At 39.1% G+C, this 21,807-nt stretch carries 20 protein-coding genes; 12 read left to right on the forward strand and 8 right to left on the reverse strand.

The genetic code is table 11. From position 1 onward, the window contains the following. Positions 1-95: 95 nt before the first annotated feature. Positions 96-743 (reverse strand): CYTH domain-containing protein, encoded by a 648-nt coding sequence (locus AC0UA9_RS02145; protein WP_475656370.1) that lies wholly within the window; start codon positions 741-743, stop codon positions 96-98. Between the two features lie 152 nt (positions 744-895). On the opposite strand from AC0UA9_RS02145, the gene AC0UA9_RS02150 reads away from it, so the two are divergent. The 7 genes from AC0UA9_RS02150 (at position 896) to leuD (ending at position 9,012) form a co-directional block, all read left to right on the forward strand. Then, on the forward strand, positions 896-1,513 hold the full coding sequence (locus AC0UA9_RS02150; protein WP_475656372.1) for a TIGR04211 family SH3 domain-containing protein: 618 nt from the start codon (positions 896-898) through the stop codon (positions 1,511-1,513). 75 nt (positions 1,514-1,588) lie between these two features. Continuing rightward, a complete protein-coding gene (locus AC0UA9_RS02155) occupies positions 1,589-2,494 on the forward strand; it encodes a glycosyltransferase family 2 protein (RefSeq protein ID WP_475656374.1) in 906 nt (301 codons plus the stop codon). Between the two features lie 20 nt (positions 2,495-2,514). Next, positions 2,515-3,621: a glycosyltransferase gene (locus tag AC0UA9_RS02160; RefSeq protein WP_475656378.1), complete on the forward strand. Its 1,107-nt coding sequence runs from the start codon at positions 2,515-2,517 to the stop codon at positions 3,619-3,621. Between the two features lie 472 nt (positions 3,622-4,093). Then, entirely contained in the window at positions 4,094-5,677 is a 1,584-nt protein-coding gene (gene leuA / locus AC0UA9_RS02165; protein ID WP_475656382.1) for a 2-isopropylmalate synthase, read from the forward strand. 176 nt (positions 5,678-5,853) lie between these two features. Continuing rightward, complete coding sequence (leuB, locus tag AC0UA9_RS02170; protein ID WP_475656385.1) at positions 5,854-6,945, forward strand: 3-isopropylmalate dehydrogenase; 1,092 nt, start codon at positions 5,854-5,856, stop codon at positions 6,943-6,945. A 25-nt stretch (positions 6,946-6,970) separates the two neighbouring features. Next, a complete protein-coding gene (gene leuC / locus AC0UA9_RS02175; protein ID WP_475656389.1) occupies positions 6,971-8,386 on the forward strand; it encodes a 3-isopropylmalate dehydratase large subunit in 1,416 nt (471 codons plus the stop codon). Positions 8,387-8,415: 29 nt separating this feature from the next. Continuing rightward, positions 8,416-9,012 carry a 3-isopropylmalate dehydratase small subunit gene (gene leuD, locus AC0UA9_RS02180; protein ID WP_475656393.1) on the forward strand — a complete coding sequence of 199 codons (597 nt, stop codon included), beginning with the start codon at positions 8,416-8,418 and terminating at the stop codon, positions 9,010-9,012. Positions 9,013-9,268: 256 nt separating this feature from the next. Here the strand turns inward: leuD and AC0UA9_RS02185 are convergent, their stop codons facing one another. Continuing rightward, positions 9,269-10,939 carry an AAA family ATPase gene (locus tag AC0UA9_RS02185; RefSeq protein ID WP_475656395.1) on the reverse strand — a complete coding sequence of 557 codons (1,671 nt, stop codon included), beginning with the start codon at positions 10,937-10,939 and terminating at the stop codon, positions 9,269-9,271. A 131-nt stretch (positions 10,940-11,070) separates the two neighbouring features. Between AC0UA9_RS02185 and AC0UA9_RS02190 the strand changes: the two genes are divergently transcribed. Beyond that, entirely contained in the window at positions 11,071-12,357 is a 1,287-nt protein-coding gene (locus AC0UA9_RS02190) for a multifunctional CCA addition/repair protein (RefSeq protein WP_475656399.1), read from the forward strand. A 90-nt stretch (positions 12,358-12,447) separates the two neighbouring features. On the opposite strand, the gene AC0UA9_RS02195 is transcribed toward AC0UA9_RS02190, so the two are convergent. From AC0UA9_RS02195 to AC0UA9_RS02210, 4 genes are all read right to left on the reverse strand, one after another. Then, the gene (locus tag AC0UA9_RS02195) at positions 12,448-12,663 is read right to left on the reverse strand and encodes a DUF3820 family protein (protein WP_475656402.1); all 216 of its coding nucleotides are present in this window, start codon (positions 12,661-12,663) and stop codon (positions 12,448-12,450) included. Between the two features lie 59 nt (positions 12,664-12,722). Continuing rightward, positions 12,723-13,286, reverse strand: a complete 564-nt coding sequence (locus tag AC0UA9_RS02200; protein WP_475656405.1) for a response regulator transcription factor — start codon at positions 13,284-13,286, stop codon at positions 12,723-12,725. Continuing rightward, a complete protein-coding gene (locus tag AC0UA9_RS02205) occupies positions 13,276-14,544 on the reverse strand; it encodes a sensor histidine kinase (RefSeq protein ID WP_475656408.1) in 1,269 nt (422 codons plus the stop codon). Before AC0UA9_RS02205 ends, AC0UA9_RS02200 begins: the two co-directional genes overlap by 11 nt. Before the next feature lie 262 nt (positions 14,545-14,806). Next, entirely contained in the window at positions 14,807-16,429 is a 1,623-nt protein-coding gene (locus AC0UA9_RS02210; RefSeq protein WP_475656411.1) for a methyl-accepting chemotaxis protein, read from the reverse strand. Positions 16,430-16,818: 389 nt separating this feature from the next. Here AC0UA9_RS02210 and msrA point away from each other — a divergent pair, with 389 nt between their 5' ends. Beyond that, entirely contained in the window at positions 16,819-17,379 is a 561-nt protein-coding gene (gene msrA, locus AC0UA9_RS02215; protein WP_475656415.1) for a peptide-methionine (S)-S-oxide reductase MsrA, read from the forward strand. Between the two features lie 214 nt (positions 17,380-17,593). Here msrA and nadC read toward each other — a convergent pair whose 3' ends face one another. Next, entirely contained in the window at positions 17,594-18,511 is a 918-nt protein-coding gene (gene nadC, locus AC0UA9_RS02220) for a carboxylating nicotinate-nucleotide diphosphorylase (RefSeq protein WP_475656419.1), read from the reverse strand. Between the two features lie 12 nt (positions 18,512-18,523). Further along, positions 18,524-19,045 (reverse strand): retropepsin-like aspartic protease family protein, encoded by a 522-nt coding sequence (locus tag AC0UA9_RS02225; protein WP_475656422.1) that lies wholly within the window; start codon positions 19,043-19,045, stop codon positions 18,524-18,526. A gap of 43 nt (positions 19,046-19,088) precedes the next feature. Here AC0UA9_RS02225 and ampD point away from each other — a divergent pair, with 43 nt between their 5' ends. From ampD to pdhR, 3 genes are all read left to right on the forward strand, one after another. After that, complete coding sequence (ampD, locus tag AC0UA9_RS02230) at positions 19,089-19,703, forward strand: 1,6-anhydro-N-acetylmuramyl-L-alanine amidase AmpD (RefSeq protein WP_475656426.1); 615 nt, start codon at positions 19,089-19,091, stop codon at positions 19,701-19,703. 58 nt (positions 19,704-19,761) lie between these two features. Then, on the forward strand, positions 19,762-20,694 hold the full coding sequence (ampE, locus tag AC0UA9_RS02235; protein WP_475656430.1) for a beta-lactamase regulator AmpE: 933 nt from the start codon (positions 19,762-19,764) through the stop codon (positions 20,692-20,694). 357 nt (positions 20,695-21,051) lie between these two features. Further along, positions 21,052-21,798 carry a pyruvate dehydrogenase complex transcriptional repressor PdhR gene (pdhR, locus tag AC0UA9_RS02240; RefSeq protein WP_475656434.1) on the forward strand — a complete coding sequence of 249 codons (747 nt, stop codon included), beginning with the start codon at positions 21,052-21,054 and terminating at the stop codon, positions 21,796-21,798. Positions 21,799-21,807 lie beyond the last annotated feature (9 nt).

Here is a 21,807-nt window from a genome sequence, read left to right on the forward strand (position 1 = left end):
AGTGATAACACTATTCATTCCTAAAAGTTAACGCTACATAGCTAGCATAAAACTCTCCCCTAGTTTGCACTGTTTACTACTCGCAAACAAAGCTACTAAGGTGTTTTTACTGCATCGTAATACAAAGCATAACCACGTGCAGCTTTACTAATGTTCGAAGGTGTCATTGAAATAAAAGCCATTAATTGCTCTGCTAACGAGAATAGCGCTTGCTGGCTACCACTGACTAATTCAATTTCAATTTCATTAATAGCTAAACTGGGTTTTCCTGCTTCGGTTGTAATATCGCCGCTATCTAACGCCAGTTCAATAACATTGTCATTTTGACGAATAAGCCAAGTGTGGCGTGAGAAATTAGTTGAAAAAATAACGTTTAAACGCTGTTGTAATGCCATCACATCAAAGTTTTCAGGCCAAATTTTCTCAGGAAAGAGTGATAAATCTAGCTTGCCTTTTGCAATATCAACATTATATTCTGGCCGTTGGTGTAAGCCAGCAACCACTTTTCCGGCTGTTTTAATCGTTTGCTCATAGTGAGCACCCTTATTGCGTATTCGCAAACCAAAATCTAGTTTTCTTAACTCTAAGTCATCACTATCAAAGTACTCATTCACCAAGTGGTATTGATCAAGCTCAAAAGCGGATTCGCTTTTATTTAACATCGCCGTAATAGCACTGACAATATTGTGGTGGGTAACATTGTCTTGCGATAATTGATATTTTAATTCTATTTCTGTAGTCATTGTTGTTAATATTCTTCATTTATTTCGTTGTGAATAGGATACACTTAGTTTATCAGCAGGCCAAAGCTTTCCTAATCTTAACTTGATCTAACGACCTCAAACACATAATATCTTCTTTTTAAGGATTTACTTTTACTTTACTGGCTTTTTTCATGAATATACTTTGCATACTTTTTAACCGGTTGATAAAGCGCAATGTCATCTTTGTTTTCATCTCTTTAATTGCAGCCTTTGCAACACAAGCACAAGAAAATCAACTAGGGTATATCTCTGACGATTTAACGCTCTTTATGCACGCAGGTCCCGGCACTAATTACCGTATTTTAGGTACAATTAATGCTGGTACTGAAATACAAACTACAGGTAAGTCCGAAAAAGGTTACAGCGAAATACTTGATGACAAAAATCGGCTTACTTGGGTTAAAACTGAGTATATTACACGCCAACCGGGCTTACGCTTTGCCGTTACAGAGCTCAGCCGCAAACTTGAAGCGGTCAATGAGTACCGCGACCAGCTTGATGGCGAGCTGAATAACTTAAAAAGTAGTGTAGACTTAATAACGCAAGAGAAGTCAAGTTTGCAAGCAGAGCTGCTTCAAGTACAACAACAATTTAAGCAAGCGCAAAGTAAACTAAAAGACCAAGACACCGCCATAAAAAAACAATGGTTTTTTAATGGCGCCATTGTCTTAGGTATAGGGTTAATTTTAGGGCTTGTACTTCCCAAGTTTTTTGCTCGTCGCCGCAGTTCAATGGATAATTGGGGGTAAACCGGCTTTAATCCGTTAATAAAAGAGTGATATACTCTAGCCATAACCATCACAATCCAAAATGCGAACGAGTTAATGATAACTACAAAAACTTATGCTCCTTGTTGGTATAATACTTATGCCGTTCATTTTTTTCGCCTAGTCTTGAAACATATTTTACCTGTTTCTTGGTTTCGCCCTGCTTTACCCGCAACAAAAGATAGAACGGCGGTAGATGGCACTTTTAATTTAGAAATTGTCAGCCACTGCTGGCAATATTCAAATATGCTGGTATACCAACTCAGCTCATTTGTGAATTACCCCCCAAAAGATTTAACACTGACTGTTACTGTTTTTTATTCTACAGACGATCAAGCTACACAAAAAACACTGGATCTTTTTTCAAAAATTGAAGTACCCAATGTTATTTGGAATTGGCAAGCAACTGACAATAACAAACTTTTTCGTCGTGGAATAGGCCGTAATGCTGCTGCCTTATCAACAAAAGCCGATTGGATCTGGTTTACTGATTGTGACATTATTTTTCATGAAAACTGCTTAGACTCTTTAGCACAACAACTTCAAGGAAAAACAGATAGTTTATTTTTCCCAAAAGAAATTCAAGTCACCGATATGCTTGAAGAAGATGACCCATTATTACAAGCCGACGCACAACCACAAGTTATTGATATAAACACCGATGACTTCAAATCACATGCGCGTAGTAAAGCAATAGGGCCATACCAAATAGCCCATGGTGATGTTGCTCGCGCTATAGGTTACTGTGACAATTTTCGTATTTTTCAAACTGAATCAGAACACTGGCGAAAAACCTATGAAGATACCGCTTTTAGATGGTTATTAGGTACCGACGGCATACCGCTATCAATCGACAGTGTCTTCCAAATACGTCATGTTAAAAAAGGACGCTACACTGAAGATTCTAACGTGTCAAAAATTCGCACTAACGTAAGACGAATACAAAAAAAAGTAGCTGAATAACAAACAGTAGATTTAAGCTAATGAACAAAAAAGTTTTGATTTTCACCAAAAAAGTTTTGCCTAGGTCAAACACTTTTGTTGCTAGCCAAGGTAATCATTTACCAACAACCTCCCCTGTTTTTATTGGCTTTAGCAAAGATGAAACTGGGATTGATTTAATTACAGGCAAAAAAACCTGTGTGCAAGCGGAATATCAGCGCTTTTCTGGTATTAGCAAACTCGCTCTGGAAAAGTTTTCTTATTTATCTTCAGGTTGGGAGAAAGCGCTAAAAAGCCACAAAGCAAATATCATTCATGCTCATTTTGGAAAAGGTGGCTTTTATTGCTTACCTATAGCAAAAGCGTTAAAACTGCCATTAATTACCACATTTCATGGCTCTGATATTACCCAAAAAGATAAATTTTCTTATAACCAAAAACATAGAAATGCCGTGTTTGAGCACTCAGACAAAATCATTGCCGCCTCTAAGTTTATACAACAAAAACTTATTGAGCGTGGTTGTCCAAGAGACAAAATAATTCAACATTATATTGGCATAGATAATCACTATTTTTCACCCGAAGGCAATAAATCACCGCAAGCCACTATTTTATTTGTTGGCCGGTTAATTGAACAAAAAGGTTGCCAGTATTTATTACAGGCGATGAAAAAAATCAACAAAGTGCTCCCTCAAGCGCAACTGGTTATTGCAGGTTATGGCACCTATCAAACTCACCTAGAAAAAATGGCTGCTCAAGTTAACAATGTGCACTTCGTTGGCTCGCAAAACCAACAGCAAATAAAGAAGTTAATGGCAAAGTCTTGGCTAACCTGCTTACCTAGCATTAGAATGGCAAGAGGTAATGAAGAGGGGTTATCAACAGTTTGTATAGAAAGCCAAGCAATGGGCACTCCTATCGTTGCCTTTAATACCGGGGGGGTTAAAGAAGTGGTTGCCCATGATAAAACTGGCTTACTAGTCCCCGAAAAAGATACAGAGCAACTCAGTAACTCTTTAATCACTTTGTTAACATCCCACTCACTTAGAAAAGAGTTTTCTTTAGCGGGTATTGCCAGAGTTGATAAATACTTTAATGTGAGAAAGCAAGGTAGAGCGCTTGAAGATATCTACTTAAGTCTCTATTAACCTGATAAAACTGCCTAACAAGCTAAACGCTGAATTCCTAGCAAGAAATAAAGAGAAATAACCAGCAAAATAAACTAACGCCTTAAAATTCAAGCTTCTAAAACCTATTAATCCAAGTTCGACCTGTTCACCAAAAATTTATAATACTTTTTAATTGACAGCTAGCATGTTAATGCGTTACTAATAGACATAGATTATATTTAACAAGTGATTTTTATCGGGATTTTCCGTATAATTATTCAAGCGCTAGAAGAACATTAAAAAATGATAAACAAAGTTGAACGCACTAATACTAACCTCCTCCTCGCATTATCCATGCGCGGCTAGGTTTTATTGCTATTCAAAATTTTAATCATTAAATAAATAGAATTAAATTAAAACCCGCGCTAAATTTCGCGGGTTTTTTTATGTCCGCGGTTAGCTAAAAAGTTAAAACGACTGACAACAGCAAAGATTTACAAGGATCTGACAAATGAGCAATTCACAGGTAAACAATGACCAAGTTATTATTTTCGACACCACCTTACGTGATGGTGAACAAGCATTAAATGCTAGCTTATCGGTACATGAAAAACTACAAATTGCCTTAGCCATCGAACGCTTAGGGGTTGATGTAATGGAAGTAGGCTTTCCCGTTTCATCACCCGGTGATTTTGAGTCAGTACAACAAATTGCTCGTGCGGTTAAAAATGCTACTGTATGTGGTTTAGCCCGTGCTGTTGAGGCTGATATTGACGCCTGTGCTCAAGCATTAAGTGTTGCTGAACAGTTTCGTATTCACACGTTTATTTCTACCTCTGATGTACACGTACAACAAAAGTTAAAAAAAGAATTTAGCGACGTTGAAGCCATGGCTATACGCGCAGTAAAACACGCGCGTAAATATACCGACGATGTAGAATTTTCATGTGAAGATGCTGGTCGTACTCCTATCGACAACTTATGCCGCATGGTTGAAAGCGCCATTAAAGCAGGTGCAACCACGGTCAACATTCCTGACACAGTAGGTTACACCTTACCTTTTGAATTTCAAGGAATTATTACTGATTTATTCAACCGTGTACCTAATATTGACCAGGCGATAATTTCAGTGCACTGCCATAATGATTTAGGTTTAGCCGTTGCTAACTCAATGGCTGCGGTACAGGCTGGGGCGCGTCAAATTGAATGTACTATTAACGGTATTGGCGAAAGAGCGGGCAACTGTTCGTTAGAAGAAGTGGCAATGATCATGCAAACCCGCCAAGCGTTATTAGGCATGAAAACAAATATTAACCACCAAGAAATAGCCCGTGTTTCCAAATTAGTCAGTACTGTGTGTAATATGCCAGTGCAATTAAACAAAGCCATTGTTGGTGGTAACGCATTTAGTCATTCTTCAGGTATTCATCAAGATGGCATGTTAAAAGCCAGCAATACTTATGAAATAATGACCCCAGAAAGCGTCGGTATAGCGAAAACCAAATTAAACTTAACCTCGCGAAGTGGTCGTCATGTGATAAAACACCGCATGGAAAGCTTAGGCTATCAAGCGTCTGACTATGATATTGAAGAGCTATATACCGACTTTTTAGCCTTAGCTGACAAAAAAGGTCAAGTTTTCGATGATGACTTAGAAGCCTTAGTATTTAAGTTACAACAAAAAGATTTAGAAGACTTTTTCCAGCTAGAAAAAATCAATGTACAATGCGGCGACGGAGACTTTGCCACGGCCAGCATTAAGCTAAGAACCGGTGATAAATCAGGGACAGAAGACAACACTAAAGTGCACGCAGCAACAGGTAATGGCCCGGTAGACGCCCTATATCAGGCAATTAAGCAAAGTGTAGACATTGAGTTTGAAGTCAGTGATTACACTATTTCAAACAAAGGCTCTGGTGAAGACGGCTTAGGCCAAGCTGATTTAGTAATTACTTGGCAAGGACGAAACTTTCATGGTTATGGCCTAGAAACTGACGTGATTGAAGCATCAGGCCAAGCATTAATTAATGCCTTAAACAGCATTCATCGCGCTATCACTATTGCTGATTTAAAGTCGGCAAAACAAGTCAGCTAAAACGTCAACGGTAAGCGAACACTTAGCGCGGCTACTTTTTAATAAATTAGCTGCGCTTACCTTACTGAGCAAGTTAAACGTCCCTGCATTGAATCGTGCCAAGTTGCCCGTATTAAGTGATGCGTTATTTTACACTGTTACTTTTAACAAGTAATAAAATTTAAAGAGAAATATAAATGTATAACATAGCAGTTTTAGCCGGAGATGGTATCGGCCCAGAAGTGATGGTTGAAGCGAAAAAAGTATTAACCACAGTAGCAAACAAATTTAATATTAACATCAACACAAAAGACTATGATGTTGGTGGCGCTGCCATTGATAATCACGGTAATGCTTTACCTGCCTCAACCATGGCAGGCTGTGAGGCTAGCGACGCTATACTATTTGGCAGCGTTGGCGGCCCAAAATGGGCAAATTTACCACCAACAGAACAACCTGAGCGTTGTGCTTTATTGGGCTTACGTGGTCATTTTGATTTATTTTGTAATATGCGCCCTGCCACTTTACAGCCAGCCTTATCTTCACTGTCTACGTTACGTAGCGATATTTCATCGCCAGGTTTTGACGTATTAATTATTCGAGAATTAACCGGCGATATTTATTTCGGTGAACCCAAAGGCCGTAAAGGCGAAGGTGAAGAGGAAACAGGCTTTGATTCAATGTTTTACTCTCGCCGTGAAATTAAACGTATTTCTCACCTTGCTTTTCAAGCGGCACAAAAACGCGACAACAAAGTAACCTCTGTAGATAAAGCAAACGTGCTAGCAACCAGCCAATTATGGCGTCAAGTAGTTGAAGAAGTAGCGGCCGAATACCCCAACGTTGAACTTGAGCACTTATACGTAGACAACGCTGCAATGCAATTGGTACGTGACCCTAACCAGTTTGACGTAATGCTTTGCCCTAACTTGTTTGGTGATATTTTATCTGATATATGCGCTATGATCACCGGCTCTATGGGGTTATTACCCTCAGCAAGTTTAAACGAAAAAAGTTTTGGCATGTATGAACCTGCCGGTGGCAGTGCACCTGATATCGCAGGTATGGGCATTGCCAACCCGATTGCACAAATTTTATCTGCTGCCTTAATGCTGCGTTATAGCCTTAATGAAGAAAAAGCAGCGAAAGCCATTGAAAGTGCCGTTGGTAGCGCACTAGATAACGGCATACTCACCGCTGACTTATTACCTGAAAATGAAAGAGAAAAGGCAAAATCAACCCATGAAGTGGGTGATTATATCTGCCAACAAATTATTGCCCAGCCTTAATATTTAAGAAAAGAGAGCGAATAAAATGACAACGTCTACCCCGCAAACTATGTACGAAAAATTATGGCAAAGCCATTTAGTTGAAGAAACTGAAGGCGAAACACCATTACTTTATGTTGATCGCCATTTAATTCATGAAGTGACATCACCACAGGCATTCGCAAACTTGCGTTTTCATAACCGCCCAGTACGCCACCCTGAACGCACTATTGCTACGATGGACCATAATATTTCAACGCGTTCAATTAAAATTGATGCCGCCGGCGAAGGCGCTGCAAATCAATTACGTGCCTTAGAAAAAAACTGTAAAGAGTTTGGTATTGAACTCTTTGGCATGGGTCATAAAAACCAAGGCATAGCCCATGTAATGGGGCCTGAACTAGGCTTAACCTTACCTGGCACTATCATTGTTTGTGGTGATTCTCACACCGCAACACATGGCGCTTTTGGTGCACTTGCTTTTGGTATTGGCACTTCTGAAGTAGAGCACGTTTTTGCAACACAAACATTGCGTCAAAACAAAGCAAAAACCATGAAAGTTGAAGTGAACGGCCACGTTGGCGCAGGAATCAGTGCTAAAGACATTATTTTAGCCATTATCGGAAAAACAGGTAGTGCTGGTGCCACCGGTTATGTCGTTGAGTATACAGGTGAAGCCATTGAAGCGCTTAGTATGGAAGAGCGCATGACGGTATGTAACATGAGTATAGAGTTTGGCGCTAAAGCGGGTTTAATAGCGCCCGATCAAACGACATTTGACTACGTTGAAGGCAAAGAATATGCCCCTAAGGGTGATGTGTTTAAACAAGCAGTGGTTGACTGGACTAACCTAAGATCTGACCCAGACGCTGAATTTGATTTAGTCATCACATTGGATGCTAAAGACATTAAAGCGCAAGTGACTTGGGGGACGAACCCTGGGCAAGTCGTTAGTGTAGACGGAAAAGTACCGTCACCTGATGATTTTACTGATCCGGCAGAAAAAGAGTCTTGTCTTAGTGCGCTAAAGTACATGGATTTAACCCCAGGCACTAAAATGACAGACATCCAAGTAAACAAAGTATTCATTGGCTCTTGTACCAATTCACGTATTGAAGATTTACGTGCTGCTGCCGATGTTGTACAAAGTTACAATGGTCAAAAGGTGGTAGACACAGTAGACGCCATTATTGTGCCTGGCTCTTACCGCGTAAAAGAACTAGCTGAGCGTGAAGGGTTAGACAAAATATTTATTGATGCAGGTTTTGAATGGCGTCTACCCGGCTGTTCAATGTGCTTAGGCATGAACGACGACGTATTAAAAGCGGGTGATCGCTGTGCATCTACCAGCAACCGTAACTTTGAAGGCCGCCAAGGTCGTGGTAGCCGTACTCACCTAGTGAGCCCTGAAATGGCGGCTGCAGCTGCTATTACTGGTCACTTTGTTGATTTAAATGCGTAACCACCGACAAGCTTACTGAGGATTAGAACATGGAAAAATTTAACATACACACAGGCTTGGTTGCACCATTAGATGTTGCCAACGTAGATACCGACCAAATTATCCCAAAACAGTTTTTACAAAAAACAGAACGTGTGGGTTTTGGGGTACATTTATTTCACGATAGACGTTACCTTGACCAAGCCGGCACACAAGAAAACCCAGATTTTGTGTTAAACAAACCTGAATACAAAGGTGCAAGCATTTTATTAGCCGGTGAAAACTTTGGCTGTGGCTCAAGTCGCGAACATGCGCCTTGGGCATTACAAGAGTTTGGTTTTAAAGTGATTATTTCATCAAGCTTTGCTGATATTTTTTATGCCAACTGTATTAATATTGGTATTTTACCAATACAGCTTGCCGAAGAAGAAATTGAGCAACTATTCAAACTGTCGGCAGAGTCACTATTAAATATCACAGTAGATTTACCTAACAACACGTTGTCTTGCGGCGACTTAACCTTTAAGTTTAGTTTAAGTGAGTTTCAACAATACAGCTTAGAAAATGGTGTTGATAGCGTAGGTTGGACCTTAAATAAATTAGACGCCATTGAAGCCTTTGAAGCAAAGATGCCTGCTTGGCAGTAATGTTTTAGCGCTAATACTAATAAGCCCCTTGCATGATGATTTAAAGATTCATGTAAGGGGCTTAATGTAAATAAAGCCACCAAAGCAAGTACTGCGTCGAATGTGCTGAAGTTAGCGCAATTACAGTCTTGTAACATTGTAGACTTCTATCAAGAGCTAGTTGCCGCTGGCGTTAATATAAAAGTGAGAGAATTGGACTTTATACCGAGTAAACTTAATTTAATTTAATAAAGCTTATTTCCCACATTATATTACCTTACCAATTTGTTAACGCAGGTAGGCTAAATTTTTCACCGCGATAAGTTAAAATCACTTGTTGTGGCAATATTCTTTCAATAACGACACCATTGGCAATGGTGTCGCCTTCATAACGGTCGCGGCCATTGACATTAACCCAGCCCTCTCCGTCTGAGGCGTAAATATGTTGCTCAAAGCGCAATGTAGGTACACCTTCTTGTACCCATGCTGGCATTTGCGTTAATGACTTTATCGCACCATTTAACGCTTGGTTTTGTTTATTTTTTAATGTATTAGCAGTAAGTGAACCCTTACCTTCAGTGTCCTCAATAGCTGCTTGAAATCGCGCTAGTAAATCGTCTGATACTCCATCAACTGCTGTGACTTGATAGCTTTTTTCTTCGGCTGCAAGCTCAGTGTTTTCCTTAGATTGACTCGTTTGCTTAGTATTTTCTTTGGTAATGGATGTGTTAGGGGAAGTAGTTGCTTTTGTCGTTACCGGTTTTGATTCAACTTGCGCTGCTGCCGCAGTTTGTGCGTTAAGTTGCTCTTGTACTTTTGCGGCTATTATTGCTTCTATTTCACTACTAAGCGCTATGGCATTTTTTTGTTCTTGTTGCGGGATAGCGCCGTTTTCAGCTTCTTCTACTTTTTTATTCGCTGGCTCTGTCACTTCATCAGGTAATTTTTTATTTGTATCCTTTGCTGGAAGTGCTTGTTGCTGCACTACTGCTAGTTCAGGAGCGACTGGGTCTGTGCTTTTGGTTTGCCCGAGCCAATAACCTGCGACTAATACGCCAATTAATGTACAAGTAGCGAAAGCTATTTGGGTATTTTTATTTTGCCACCATGGCGCTTGCTCAAAATCATCGCCTAGGGCGTGACTTGCCGCTTTTAATACAATTTTTTTATCAACAACCGCATTATTACTATTGTAAGCTTCCATTAAAGCACTATGACAAAGTAAATTAACAAGCCTTGGGACGCCCTGAGATAACTTATGAATGGCGGCAATAGCACTTTTATTAAAAAGTGCTCTGTGGCAATCAGCTACTGATAACCTGTGCTTAATATACTGGGCCAACTCTTGTGGGTTTAACGGTAATAAGTGATACCTTGCTGTGATACGCTGCGCTAGTTGTCGTAAATCACGACGCTTGAGTAATTGCTGTAATTCAGGTTGGCCAATTAAAATAACTTGTAACAGTTTTTTAGTGTTTGTTTCTAAATTCGTGAGTAAACGCAGTTGCTCTAATACTTGTGCTTCTAGATGCTGAGCTTCATCTATAATTAAGACTGTATTAATATTGTTTTCATGGTTTTTCAGCAGTTTCTCCGATATTTTATCGGTGAGCATTTTTAAAGTAGCGCCTGTTTTACGATAGCGAATTTTTAGTTGATCACAAATGGTCGCTAATAACTCTTGGCTAGAAAGTGTGGGGTTTAAAATAAATGCCAGTTGTGTACCTTCAGGTAGGTCATCCATTAAACAACGGCTTACTGTGGTTTTTCCTGTACCCACTTCACCTGTAAGTAGCACAAAACCACCATTATCACTTGCACCTGCACCACCTAAACCATGGCTTAAATGTGTAAGCGCTTCGCGATGTCGGTCACTCATAAATAAATATTTAGGGTTAGGGGCAATTGAAAAAGGTAATTCACTTAACGAAAAGAAATTTGTGTACATATAAAGGTTGCTGCTACTTAAAGGAGTTATAATATAAAATGTATGCGATAGGGCTAAAATACCCCTTTTAACGGGGCTATGTCTACGAATATTATGGTAAACTTTACTTATCACTTACTGAGGCTAATTTTTTGACTACAGATCATAACGTTATTCCAAATATATCCGCGCTTGATGTTTACCTTGTTGGCGGTGCGGTACGCGACCAACTGTTAAATAGACCTGTTACAGATTACGACTATTTAGTGGTAGGTGCTACGGTTAAACAAATGTTATCTCTTGGCTTTCATCAAGTAGGTAAGGATTTTCCGGTGTTTTTACATCCCAAAACCAAACAAGAGTATGCTTTAGCACGCACAGAGCGTAAAAAAGGCCACGGTTATACCGGCTTTGCTTGCTATGCTGAGCCTGACGTTACCATAGCGCAGGATTTACTACGCCGAGATCTAACCATTAATGCTATGGCAAAAAATGCCCAAGGTGAAATTATTGATCCTTACCATGGCCAGCAAGATTTAGAAAACAGAGTATTGCGCCATGTTAGCGATGCTTTTATTGAAGACCCATTACGCGTGCTCCGCGTGGCCCGTTTCGCTGCTCGATACCATAGTTTTGGCTTTACCATCGCTGACGAAACCCTGGTGTTAATGCAAAAAATCAGTGCTAGCGGTGAGCTTAGCAGTTTGCCTGCAGAACGAGTTTGGCAAGAAATTCAACTAAGCTTAGCGGAAAACAACCCCGAAGTTTTTTTTGAGGTATTACGAGCATGCTATGCCTTAAGTGTATTGTGGCCTGATCTCAATAAGTTATGGGGTATTCCTAATCCAGCACAGTGGCACCCTGAAGTGTGTAGCGGCGTACATACCATGATGGTATTACAGCAAGCTGTTTTATTAACAAAAGACAATAAAAACAAAACCGCTATACGTTTTGCTGCTTTATGTCACGACCTAGGTAAAGGACTAACAGAAAGTGAACATTGGCCAAGCCACCGCGGCCATGAAGAAGCCGGCTTACCTTTAGTTGAAAATATAGCTAAACAATTTCGAGTGCCCGTCTATTATAAGCAATTGGCGTTAAAAGTGTGTGAGCATCATTTACATTGCCATAAAGCATTTCAGTTAGATGCGAGCACTTTATTGAAAATATTTAATCAGCTCGACATTTGGCGCAAGCCGCAAGAGTTTGATGATTTTCTTATTGCCTGCAAAAGTGACTTTTTAGGTCGACTTAACTTTGACAACCGCCCTTACCCGCAAGAAAAATATCTAAAAGAAGCCATGTTAGCTGCCGTACAAGTAAATGCTAACGTTTTTGTCAAGCAAGGGTTAACCGGGTTAGCAATAAAAGAAGCCATGGCAAACGCACGTTTACAAGCCATTCAAGCAGTAAAAAACCAATATAGAATTGTTATTTAACCCGACGTGACGGCTGGTTCCCAATACGGTATATATGTACATGCTTGAAGTATTAACGAACAACCAAACGAGTAATACGCTACGTAGATACTACTCAAGCATAGGTTCAAAAACACTTTCTAAGCCATTGAGCTTTATTTCATAAATAAAAGCGAGCTGCTCACCTAGTTTTCCTTCAGGAAAGCCTTTTGCATGAAACCACACTAAATATGGCTCAGGCAAATGTAATAGTTTTCTGCCTGCATACTTACCAAAAGGCATTTTCAGGTTAACCGTACTCATTATTTGTTCACTCGTTAAACTCATATACTCTCACTGATATTATTTATATACACCGCTATACAAGCGCTTAAGATTCGGGGTTCTTAAGTTTTTAGTAATTCACTTTGTGGTTTTTTTTGCAACTTACGTTGTAGCGTTCGCCTGTGCATTGACAATTGTCGTGCCGTGGCTGAAACATTCCCGTCATTAGCTTTTAATACTTGCTGAATATATTGCCATTGAGCCTGCTCAGCTGACAGCGTTTCACCTTCTATTTCAGCGTTGATTGCAATTGAAGACGCTTTACGTTCATTAAGTGCTGCTAATAATGTTTGTGTATCTAAGGGTTTAGATAAATAATCGTCTGCCCCTAATTTAATTGCATCAACCGCCGTCGCAATACTAGCGAACCCAGTTAATAAAATAATTCGGCTTTGCGGTCGTAACTTTCTTAAGGGGGTAATAATGCCCAACGTGGTTTCTTGCGCAAGTTTCATATCAAGTAAGATATAATCTGGTTTATGCTGATGACAGGCCAGTAAGGCAGCGGAATTCGTATCGACATGCAAGCATTGGAAACCATGTTTGGTTAACCGACGTGTTAAGGCATTAGCAAAAACATTATCGTCTTCTACCAGTAATAATTTTTTTGTTGTTCTATTTGTCATCGTAACCCACCTTATTCACAGGTAAACTTAAGGTAACTAATGCGCCACCTTGGTGATGGTTTGTTAACACTAACTTACCACCTAATCTTTCTAAACTCGCGTGACTTAAAAATACAGCCATCCCTAAACCTTCTTCACTATTAACTAGCTTTATGCCCAACTGTTTTAACTTTTCTAAAGTAAAACCAAAGCCAAAATCTCGAATGATAAACTGCCAGTTTCCTTCCACTATTTGGCTAGTTAGGCTAATTTTATTTGAATGATTACTTTTTGTTGCCCTGATCGCATTGTTAATTAAATTCAATATGGCGGGGAGTAAGGCACCATCGACCATAATAGTGATATTATCTTGGTGGGTATTAGTCAATTCAATGTCAACATCTGGGTAGTTCACCTGTAAATTTTCTATTATTTCCTCCAGTAATGTCGAAACCAACTGGGCTGTACTTCGTTGCTCTTTAATAGAGAAAACCATCGCTCTAAAGGCGTCTAGGCTTTCGTTACAACGCCTTAACTGGCTTTGCATATCAGCAACAGTACTATTAGTGGGAAATTCTTCAGCAAGTTCATCTGCTAAAAGCTGTACGGTAGTAATAGGGGTGGCTAACTGGTGGGTAACTTGCGCTGAGGCAACACCAAGTGAGGTTACTTGGTCTTGCTTTAATAAGTTTTCTCTATAAGCTGCAATGGCTAATTCACGCTGGTTAATACTACGGGCCATTTTCCCTACAACCAAAGCAACAACCAAAGCTGAAAATAAAAAATTTATACCCATGCCAATAAAGTGCCCTTCCATATTGCCATGCATAACACTCATCGGTAATAACCAAAGTAAAATACTATAAGAGCCAATTGCTAGGGCTGCGACTAAAGCCAGCAATGTGGCTGGCAATGTTACCGCAGCAATCGCAATGGGGATCAGCAACAATGAAACAAAGGCATTGGTTGCACCGCCACTAAAAAACAATAACAAAGACATAAATAATATGTCTGCACAAATCTGTATTAACAAAGCTAACTGGCTGATCTGTATTTTTTTCTTGTAATATACAAAACTCATTAAAGTATAAATAACCTCCAACCCAATCACGCCAAATAAGGGGGTCCAAGGAAGCTGGTAATGTAAAACCAAATTAACAAAAAGTATGAGTAGTAATTGAATAACAATCGCCGCGCTACGCAAGGCAAGTACCATTTGCATTGGGTTACTTGCGGTTATATTGACTGAGAAACGCTTAGCTTTAATAAAAAATGACATAAATGATTACAACACGCGCCTACTAGGCCTTTAGCTTAATCTGAGTATTTACATCATATTAGCCTGATTTTTTATGCAATGTAATGAGCAAAAACAACAAATGCATAATAAAAGACAATAAGTTAATTACAAATTGGCTGCTAACATCAGCACAGTGCTACTTAACAAGTCAAGTAGCATACCTGTTAGGCCTTACATGTATTCTGATCTAGATTATTCTGGGTATTTGCGGCCCAGCCCTGATATTTACAGGCCTGGTTCATTAGTAATGAAATTGAGTTAAGGCTTCTTTTAATGCTAAACTTTGCCGTTCAACAAGCTTGGCATTATCTAACACATTATTAGTATTGGCTTTACTTTTGTCTGATAAAGAAAACACGCACTCCATTCTATTTTTAACTTCTTTAACCGCTTGCATTTGTTCATTTTGATTCTGGCCTATAATTTCATTTTTACTAATGATTTCACTGAATGAGTGCGTAATGATTTGTAGGCTAGATTCTGTATTTTTTAACATTTGCGCACCATCATTAGCAAAGTTTTTATTTTTGCTCATTTGACTTGCGGCTTCATCCGTGGCTTTTCTTATGTTAGCGATCACCATTTCAATCTCTCCTGTTGAGTCTTGGGTACGCTGCGCAAGTGACCTAACTTCATCAGCCACTACAGCAAAACCACGTCCTTGTTCGCCAGCGCGTGCTGCTTCAATGGCCGCGTTTAGCGCTAATAAATTAGTTTGCTCAGCAACTGTTTTTATCACAGTGAGCACTGAGTTAATTTGCTGGCTGTGCACTTTTAACACATCCATTTGCTCGGTTGAATGCCCAATAGCTTCCGCAAGCTCCATGATTTGTTTAGCCGAGTGCTCTACAACTTTAAAGTTATCTGCTGCATGCTTATCAGCTTCTTTACTCACGTTAATAGTATTTTCAGTGTGTGCTTGTGTTACTTGCACTGCTTGGGTCATTTGTTCAATAGAAGTATTAGCATTAGCTAATTCATTCTGTGTACTGACAACTTGTCCTTGCGCTGCTTGACAGGCAACAAGTGTGTTTTCTGTGGCTGAATCTAGTGTGGTGCCAATGTTTGCTAGCGTGTCGACAAAGTATACAATTCTATCCATCATAAGATTAAAGCTTTGCCCTATTTCTCCTAATTCATCTTGATTGTTTAACTCAACACGCAAAGCCAAGTTTGATTCTTTTTCAACATTAATAATTGTACGGTGCAAGTGTTTTAAAGGGTTTCTAATGGAATGAAATATTGACCAGCCCATCAGCAATGTAAAAATAGCAACAATACTTACTGTAATAACTATTATTTTATTTGTTTGCTCGCTAAGGTTATTGCTCAATTGGCTGTCTTCATAAGCCAATTCCTTCTGTAATAACACTAACTGATCTAGTTTGGCTAAAAAAGGCTCTAGCGCTGCGTAGAGTTTTAAATCAACATAGTTACCCATACTATAGGAAGAAGCTTGTGCTAATAAGCTAGAAATTGCCTCTATTGAGATAACGCTTTTTTCATAAAGCGGCGCTATTGTTGGCAGCAATGCTACCTCCTGAGCTGACAAGCTCCCTTGCTGATAAGCTTGCCATTGTTGAATAATGATATTTTTGCCTTGTTCAACCTTAGTTTGCGCATCTTGCCATAATTCCATGCCACTTCGAGTTTTGTGACTGGTATCAATAATATTGGAAGTAAATGTTCTAATAATTAGGTTAAGCCTTTGGGTTTGGCTTAATCTTTCTTCTAGTTGTTGCTGAGCAGCTAGGTGACGATCTGTTGACACCTTAATACAAGCAAAGATAATGACGCTAAATATTATAAGCGGCACTAAAGATAAAACGATAAGCTTACCGCTTACACGACGTAATTTTTTCATAGACAAACAAGGCTGTTAAAAGGCTAAACTAGGATAGTTGGCAGAATAACAAGCAATTATGACAGTAATGTGAAGGTATTATTGCGCTATTGTGACACCACTATTACGGTAAGATTACACTATGGTTACGACACTGCTAGGGTATCTTCATGGCGTTAGGTAAGCAAATTGAGAGGCTTGAGCCAATCACCTTACCTTCTGTCTCGCACTTTATTGCCCTAAAATTGCGCTAAGCATCTACCTTGTGATTAAGGTCTGGTTTATTGAATATCCCCCCTTTTAGCTAGCATGAAAGTCACTTAAAAACGAATGATAATTTATGTTGTAATTGCCCTTCAAAAAAGCGTAACCTAGTGTGAAAATTACACCAAGAAAATTATAGAGATAATATGACTAACCCAACCACTGCTGATATAAACTCCCAACAACTCGCAACTTTAGCAGGCGGCTGTTTTTGGTGCATTGAAGGGGCTTTTACGCAAGTTAAAGGAATTCTTTCCGCAACCTCCGGTTATATGGGGGGTAAAACAGCTACACCCACTTATGAAGCTGTCTGTACAGGTGAAACCGGCCATGCTGAAGTGGTACAACTACGCTTTAATCCGGCACTAATTAGCTACCAAGAGATACTTGAGATATTTTTTACCTTGCACGATCCTACGCAATTAAACCGACAGGGCAACGACATTGGCACTCAATATCGCTCTGCTATTTTTTACCATGACCAATCACAACAAGACATAGCGCAAACAACAATCAAAGCCATGGTTGATGCTGCCATGTTTGAGCAAGCAATAGTCACGCAGGTTTGTCCTGTAGAGCCTTTTTTTGTTGGCGAAGATTATCATCAAAATTATTTTAATAATAACCCTGAAAACCGTTACTGCCAGGCGGTAGTATCACCTAAACTCGCAAAATTTAGGCAAACTTTCATCAGCAAGTTAAAATAAGCTGCTGTGGCACATGAATGGTTAGTGTAACATTGTGACGATCGAGCTTTGCGTTATAAATGGTGGTATGCCTCTATTCGTTACCTTGTTACCGGCCTGCTTCGAAAAACCTGGCTGTCGCTACACTTGTTTGCTAAACGAAGCGAGATTACCTACTTAAGTACTGTTAGTTATTGCAAGCAATGAAAAGTAAGTTAAGCCAACCTCAGGTTAGTTATTTAAAACGCATTGATAAATCGACCGCCTGAACATGTTTTGTGAGTGCGCCACTTGAGATAAAATCAACACCAGCTTTGGTGTATTCTTTTAAAATCTCTATCGTCATATTCCCTGAAACTTCCAATTTCGCTTTACCACGTGTCGCACTAACCGCCTCTTCAATCATGGTAGGGGTAAAATTATCTAGCATAATAATATCAGCGCCAGCCGTCAGTGCTTGTTGTAATTCATTCATTGACTCAACTTCTACTTCAACCGTTTTATCACTATGGTTTTGTTTTGCTGTCGCCACTGCTTGCCCGATACCACCACAAGCAGCAATATGATTTTCTTTAATTAAAAAAGCATCAAACAAGCCTATCCTGTGATTGACACCACCGCCACAAAGTACAGCATATTTTTGCGCACTACGCAGGCCTGGTAATGTTTTTCGTGTATCTAATAACTTAGTATTTGAACCGGCTAATTCTTGTACATATTGCCCTGTTAAAGTCGCTGTTCCTGACATAGTTTGAAGAAAATTAAGTGCTGTGCGCTCACCTGTTAGTAAAGTACGGGCATTACCCTCTAGTTCAAATAAGGTGGTATTGGCGTTAACCTTTTGGCCATCTTCTACAAACCAGGTTATTTTTGTATCAACCACCTCTGCTTGTGACAAGTCTAATTGCGCAAATACTTCATTAACCCATGCGACACCACAGACAATGCAATCTTCACGAGTAATAACACTGGCAACTGCTTGTTCATTAGCAGGAATTAACATGGCAGTAATATCATCGGCTACTTTAGCTTGTTGCTCGCCACAAACACCTAAGTCTTCCTGAAGTGCCCAAGTAACTGCGGTGGTAATATCCTGCTGTAACCTTGCTCTGTGTGTAGCAAGTTCTGAAGTTAACTGTTCATTAGTACGCATCTGTTATTCCTGTTAAGGGTGTTCTCGTAAGGTAAGTTGTTTGCCTTTTTGGCTAAATTCCACTTTTTTTAAAGCACTCATTCCCAATAAAATTGCATCACTTTTCATGGCAGGGTTAATGTTTGCCGCAACATTATATAGGAAAATATTACCAATGCTAAGTTGATCTATGGTTGTTCTATAAACGGTTACCGTACCATTTGCTGTTTGCACTGGGTAGCTACCAGCACTTGTTAGTTGTAATTCATCAGCGATATGGGCAGGAATTGATACTTGAGTAGCTCCTGTATCAAGTAAAAAGGTGACCGATGTACCATTAATACTTCCCAAGGTAACATAATGCCCTTGCCTATTTTGCTGTAACACAACCTCTGCTTGCCCTGAACTGGTTAAACTGATTTGCGGTTGGCTATTGGGGTTATATTGCTTATCAAGCACGCCTTGAAAAAAATACACCAGTAAGGCGATAGCAATAATCCAAGCAAGCCAAACAAATATTTTACCAATTTTGTTTGTTGGGTCATCTTCAGTCATAATAAAGAAATTCTTAAATAGGTGTTAAAGTAACAATTATTGTATGTCATTAAAAAACAAAAACAAATTAATAGAACATCACAATTTGTATCCAAATCTTACCATAAATAATGGCTGGCTATCGGCTGTAAACCAGCAAAAATCAAGTTTTTTTACCCCTCGAAGTAAAAAAGATCAAGTTTCTTTACTGGTTGTACATAATATATCTTTACCCGCAGGGCAGTTTGGCAATCACTATATCACCGACCTCTTTTTAGGACGAATAGATGCCAATGCCCACCCTAGCTTTGCTGATCTTGCCCCATTACAGGTATCTGCGCATTGCTTAATTAGGCGTGATGGCAGTATCATTCAGTATGTCTCTTTTAATGATAAAGCATGGCATGCTGGTGTCTCTGTTTTTAATGGGGTAGATAAGTGCAATGATTTTTCTATTGGTGTAGAGCTTGAAGGAACTGATGATATTCCTTATGAAGAGGTACAATATACAGTGTTAGCAAAGCTCACTAAGCGTATACAAAAAAGCTACCCTTTAATTACCAATGAAAATATTGTTGGCCATTGTGATATTGCCAAAGGCCGAAAAACAGACCCTGGAAAAGCCTTTAATTGGTCACACTTTTATCGGTGTTTACAAAAACTAAACATTAGCGAATAATTCGTTTTATTGTTAATATTTTTTAATTATTAACAAGTACTATCAAGTAAGGTTACACATGAGTCTTTTAAGTTTGTTAATCGCCTTAATGGCAGAAAAAACACTTCCATCTACAACATGGTGCTTTGATGACTATTATAAAAAGTACGTTAATTTATTTCTAAATAACAAGCTATTGGCAAAAATCCATGGTGACAATAGTAATGTCAAGTACACGCTTTTTCTCTTCATACCCGTCGTGATTATTTACGCCATGTTAGCGTTTTTAGACAATGGTTTATTACATTTAATCATTTCTACTTTAATCCTTATTGTAACTTTAGGTTGTTTTGTCACCAGAAAAAGCTACAAACAGTATTTACACGCTGCTTTTAAAGGCGATGAAACGACTGCTCAACTGCACCATCAACAATTACTGCAGCATAAAAACTTGCCAACCATGAGTTTTGGGCAAGCGCTAATGTGGTTAAATTATCGCTACTATATTGCTATTATGTTGTTTTTTGTATTTTTTGGCGCAGCTGGTGCTGTGTTTTATCGTTTATTAACCACGGTAATTGAACAACAAAATGGCTGCAGTTTAGACAGTAAAAGCTGTGATACCCCTCGTACCGCAGATAGCACCTTACCCGAAAGTGATATAGAAGCCCCTCAAGGTAGCTGGTCTGCCGGTGCGCTGTCATCTGGCTGTAAAAACTATTACAACGTACTTTTTTACCTTGACTGGATACCCGTACGAATCACTTCTTTTGGTTATATGTTTGTTGGTCATTTTTCAAAGGCCATGCCTGTGTGGTTAGAAAGTTTATTTGATGTCCAAAAACCTGCCCATCAAATCCTTATTGACGTGGCAGAGAAATCTGAAGACTTTATGATTGAAGATGATGACTGCACTGCAGAGCCCTGCCTACTAGTTCGTTTAGTTAAACGCAACGTGCTATTAATGTTAGTATTTATTGCAATACTAACCCTCATTGGCATAATAAATTAATAGGCACAGTGCGTTAATCGCTAAATATAGATTTGTTTGGCATCAATATAAGTTTTTATTCTAATATTGATGCTGAGCCCCTCGCCCTACGCCTGCCCCCACAAGTACCTTATGAAACGTCTGTTTTTTATACGAAAAATTGGTATTACCATTGATTTAAACAAACAAATTAAACGAATGTTTTAAGCTTTAACTCTACTTTTTACACCTTGTTTTATATCAAACCTTCTTGCTTTACAGCCGCACTTCAACTAAATTACGTTGCAAGCTGGGTGTTTATTTGTTACTTTAACACTCGCAAAAACACAATGGTAATACCAATTTACCAAGATGATTTATCTCAGGGTTTAGGACTTAATGCAACTGCCATTAAAACAAAAAAAGCTATCAGATATAATTTTAGCGCAATTAGAAAACATGATTATAGAAGGTAGCTTATTACCAGGTGAGAAGTTGTTACCTGAGCGTGAGTTAGCCAAAAAATTTGAAGTATCTAGACCCTCGCTGCGAGAAGCAGTACAAAAATTAGAAGCTAAAGGTTTAGTAACGCGCAAACAAGGCGGTGGTACTTTTGTATCAACTGCCATTATGAAATCTTTCTCTGACCCTTTATTTGATTTAATGGCAAACACCAGTGAATCTCAATTTGACTTGTTAGAGTTTCGCCACGGCATTGAAGGCATGGCTTCTTATTATGCCGCAATGCGCGGAACAGAAGCAGACTTTGAAGATATACAAAATAAGCACGACCAAATCGGAAACTCTCAATTAGAGAATGATTATAGTCTTGAAGCTAAGGCAGTTTATGAGTTTTATATCGCTATTTGTAAAGCATCACACAATGCAGTGATATTACATACAGCACGTAGTATGTCTACTCTTTTGATAGATAATATTGAAAAGAATCTAACCATGTTAGCAAAACGCCCTGACATTTTTAGCAAGATTACAGATTTTAGAAATAATTTACTCGAAGCGATAACAAGCGGACAGCCCAAAAAAGCATGGGGGGCTAGTCATCGCCACCTTGCTTTTATTGAAGAGTTACTTCTCAAGATGACACAAGAAAATAGTCGAATGGAACGCTCCATGAGGCGAATGTAACGTAACCGC

The sequence above is a fragment of the Colwellia sp. F1 genome, from assembly GCF_056238625.1.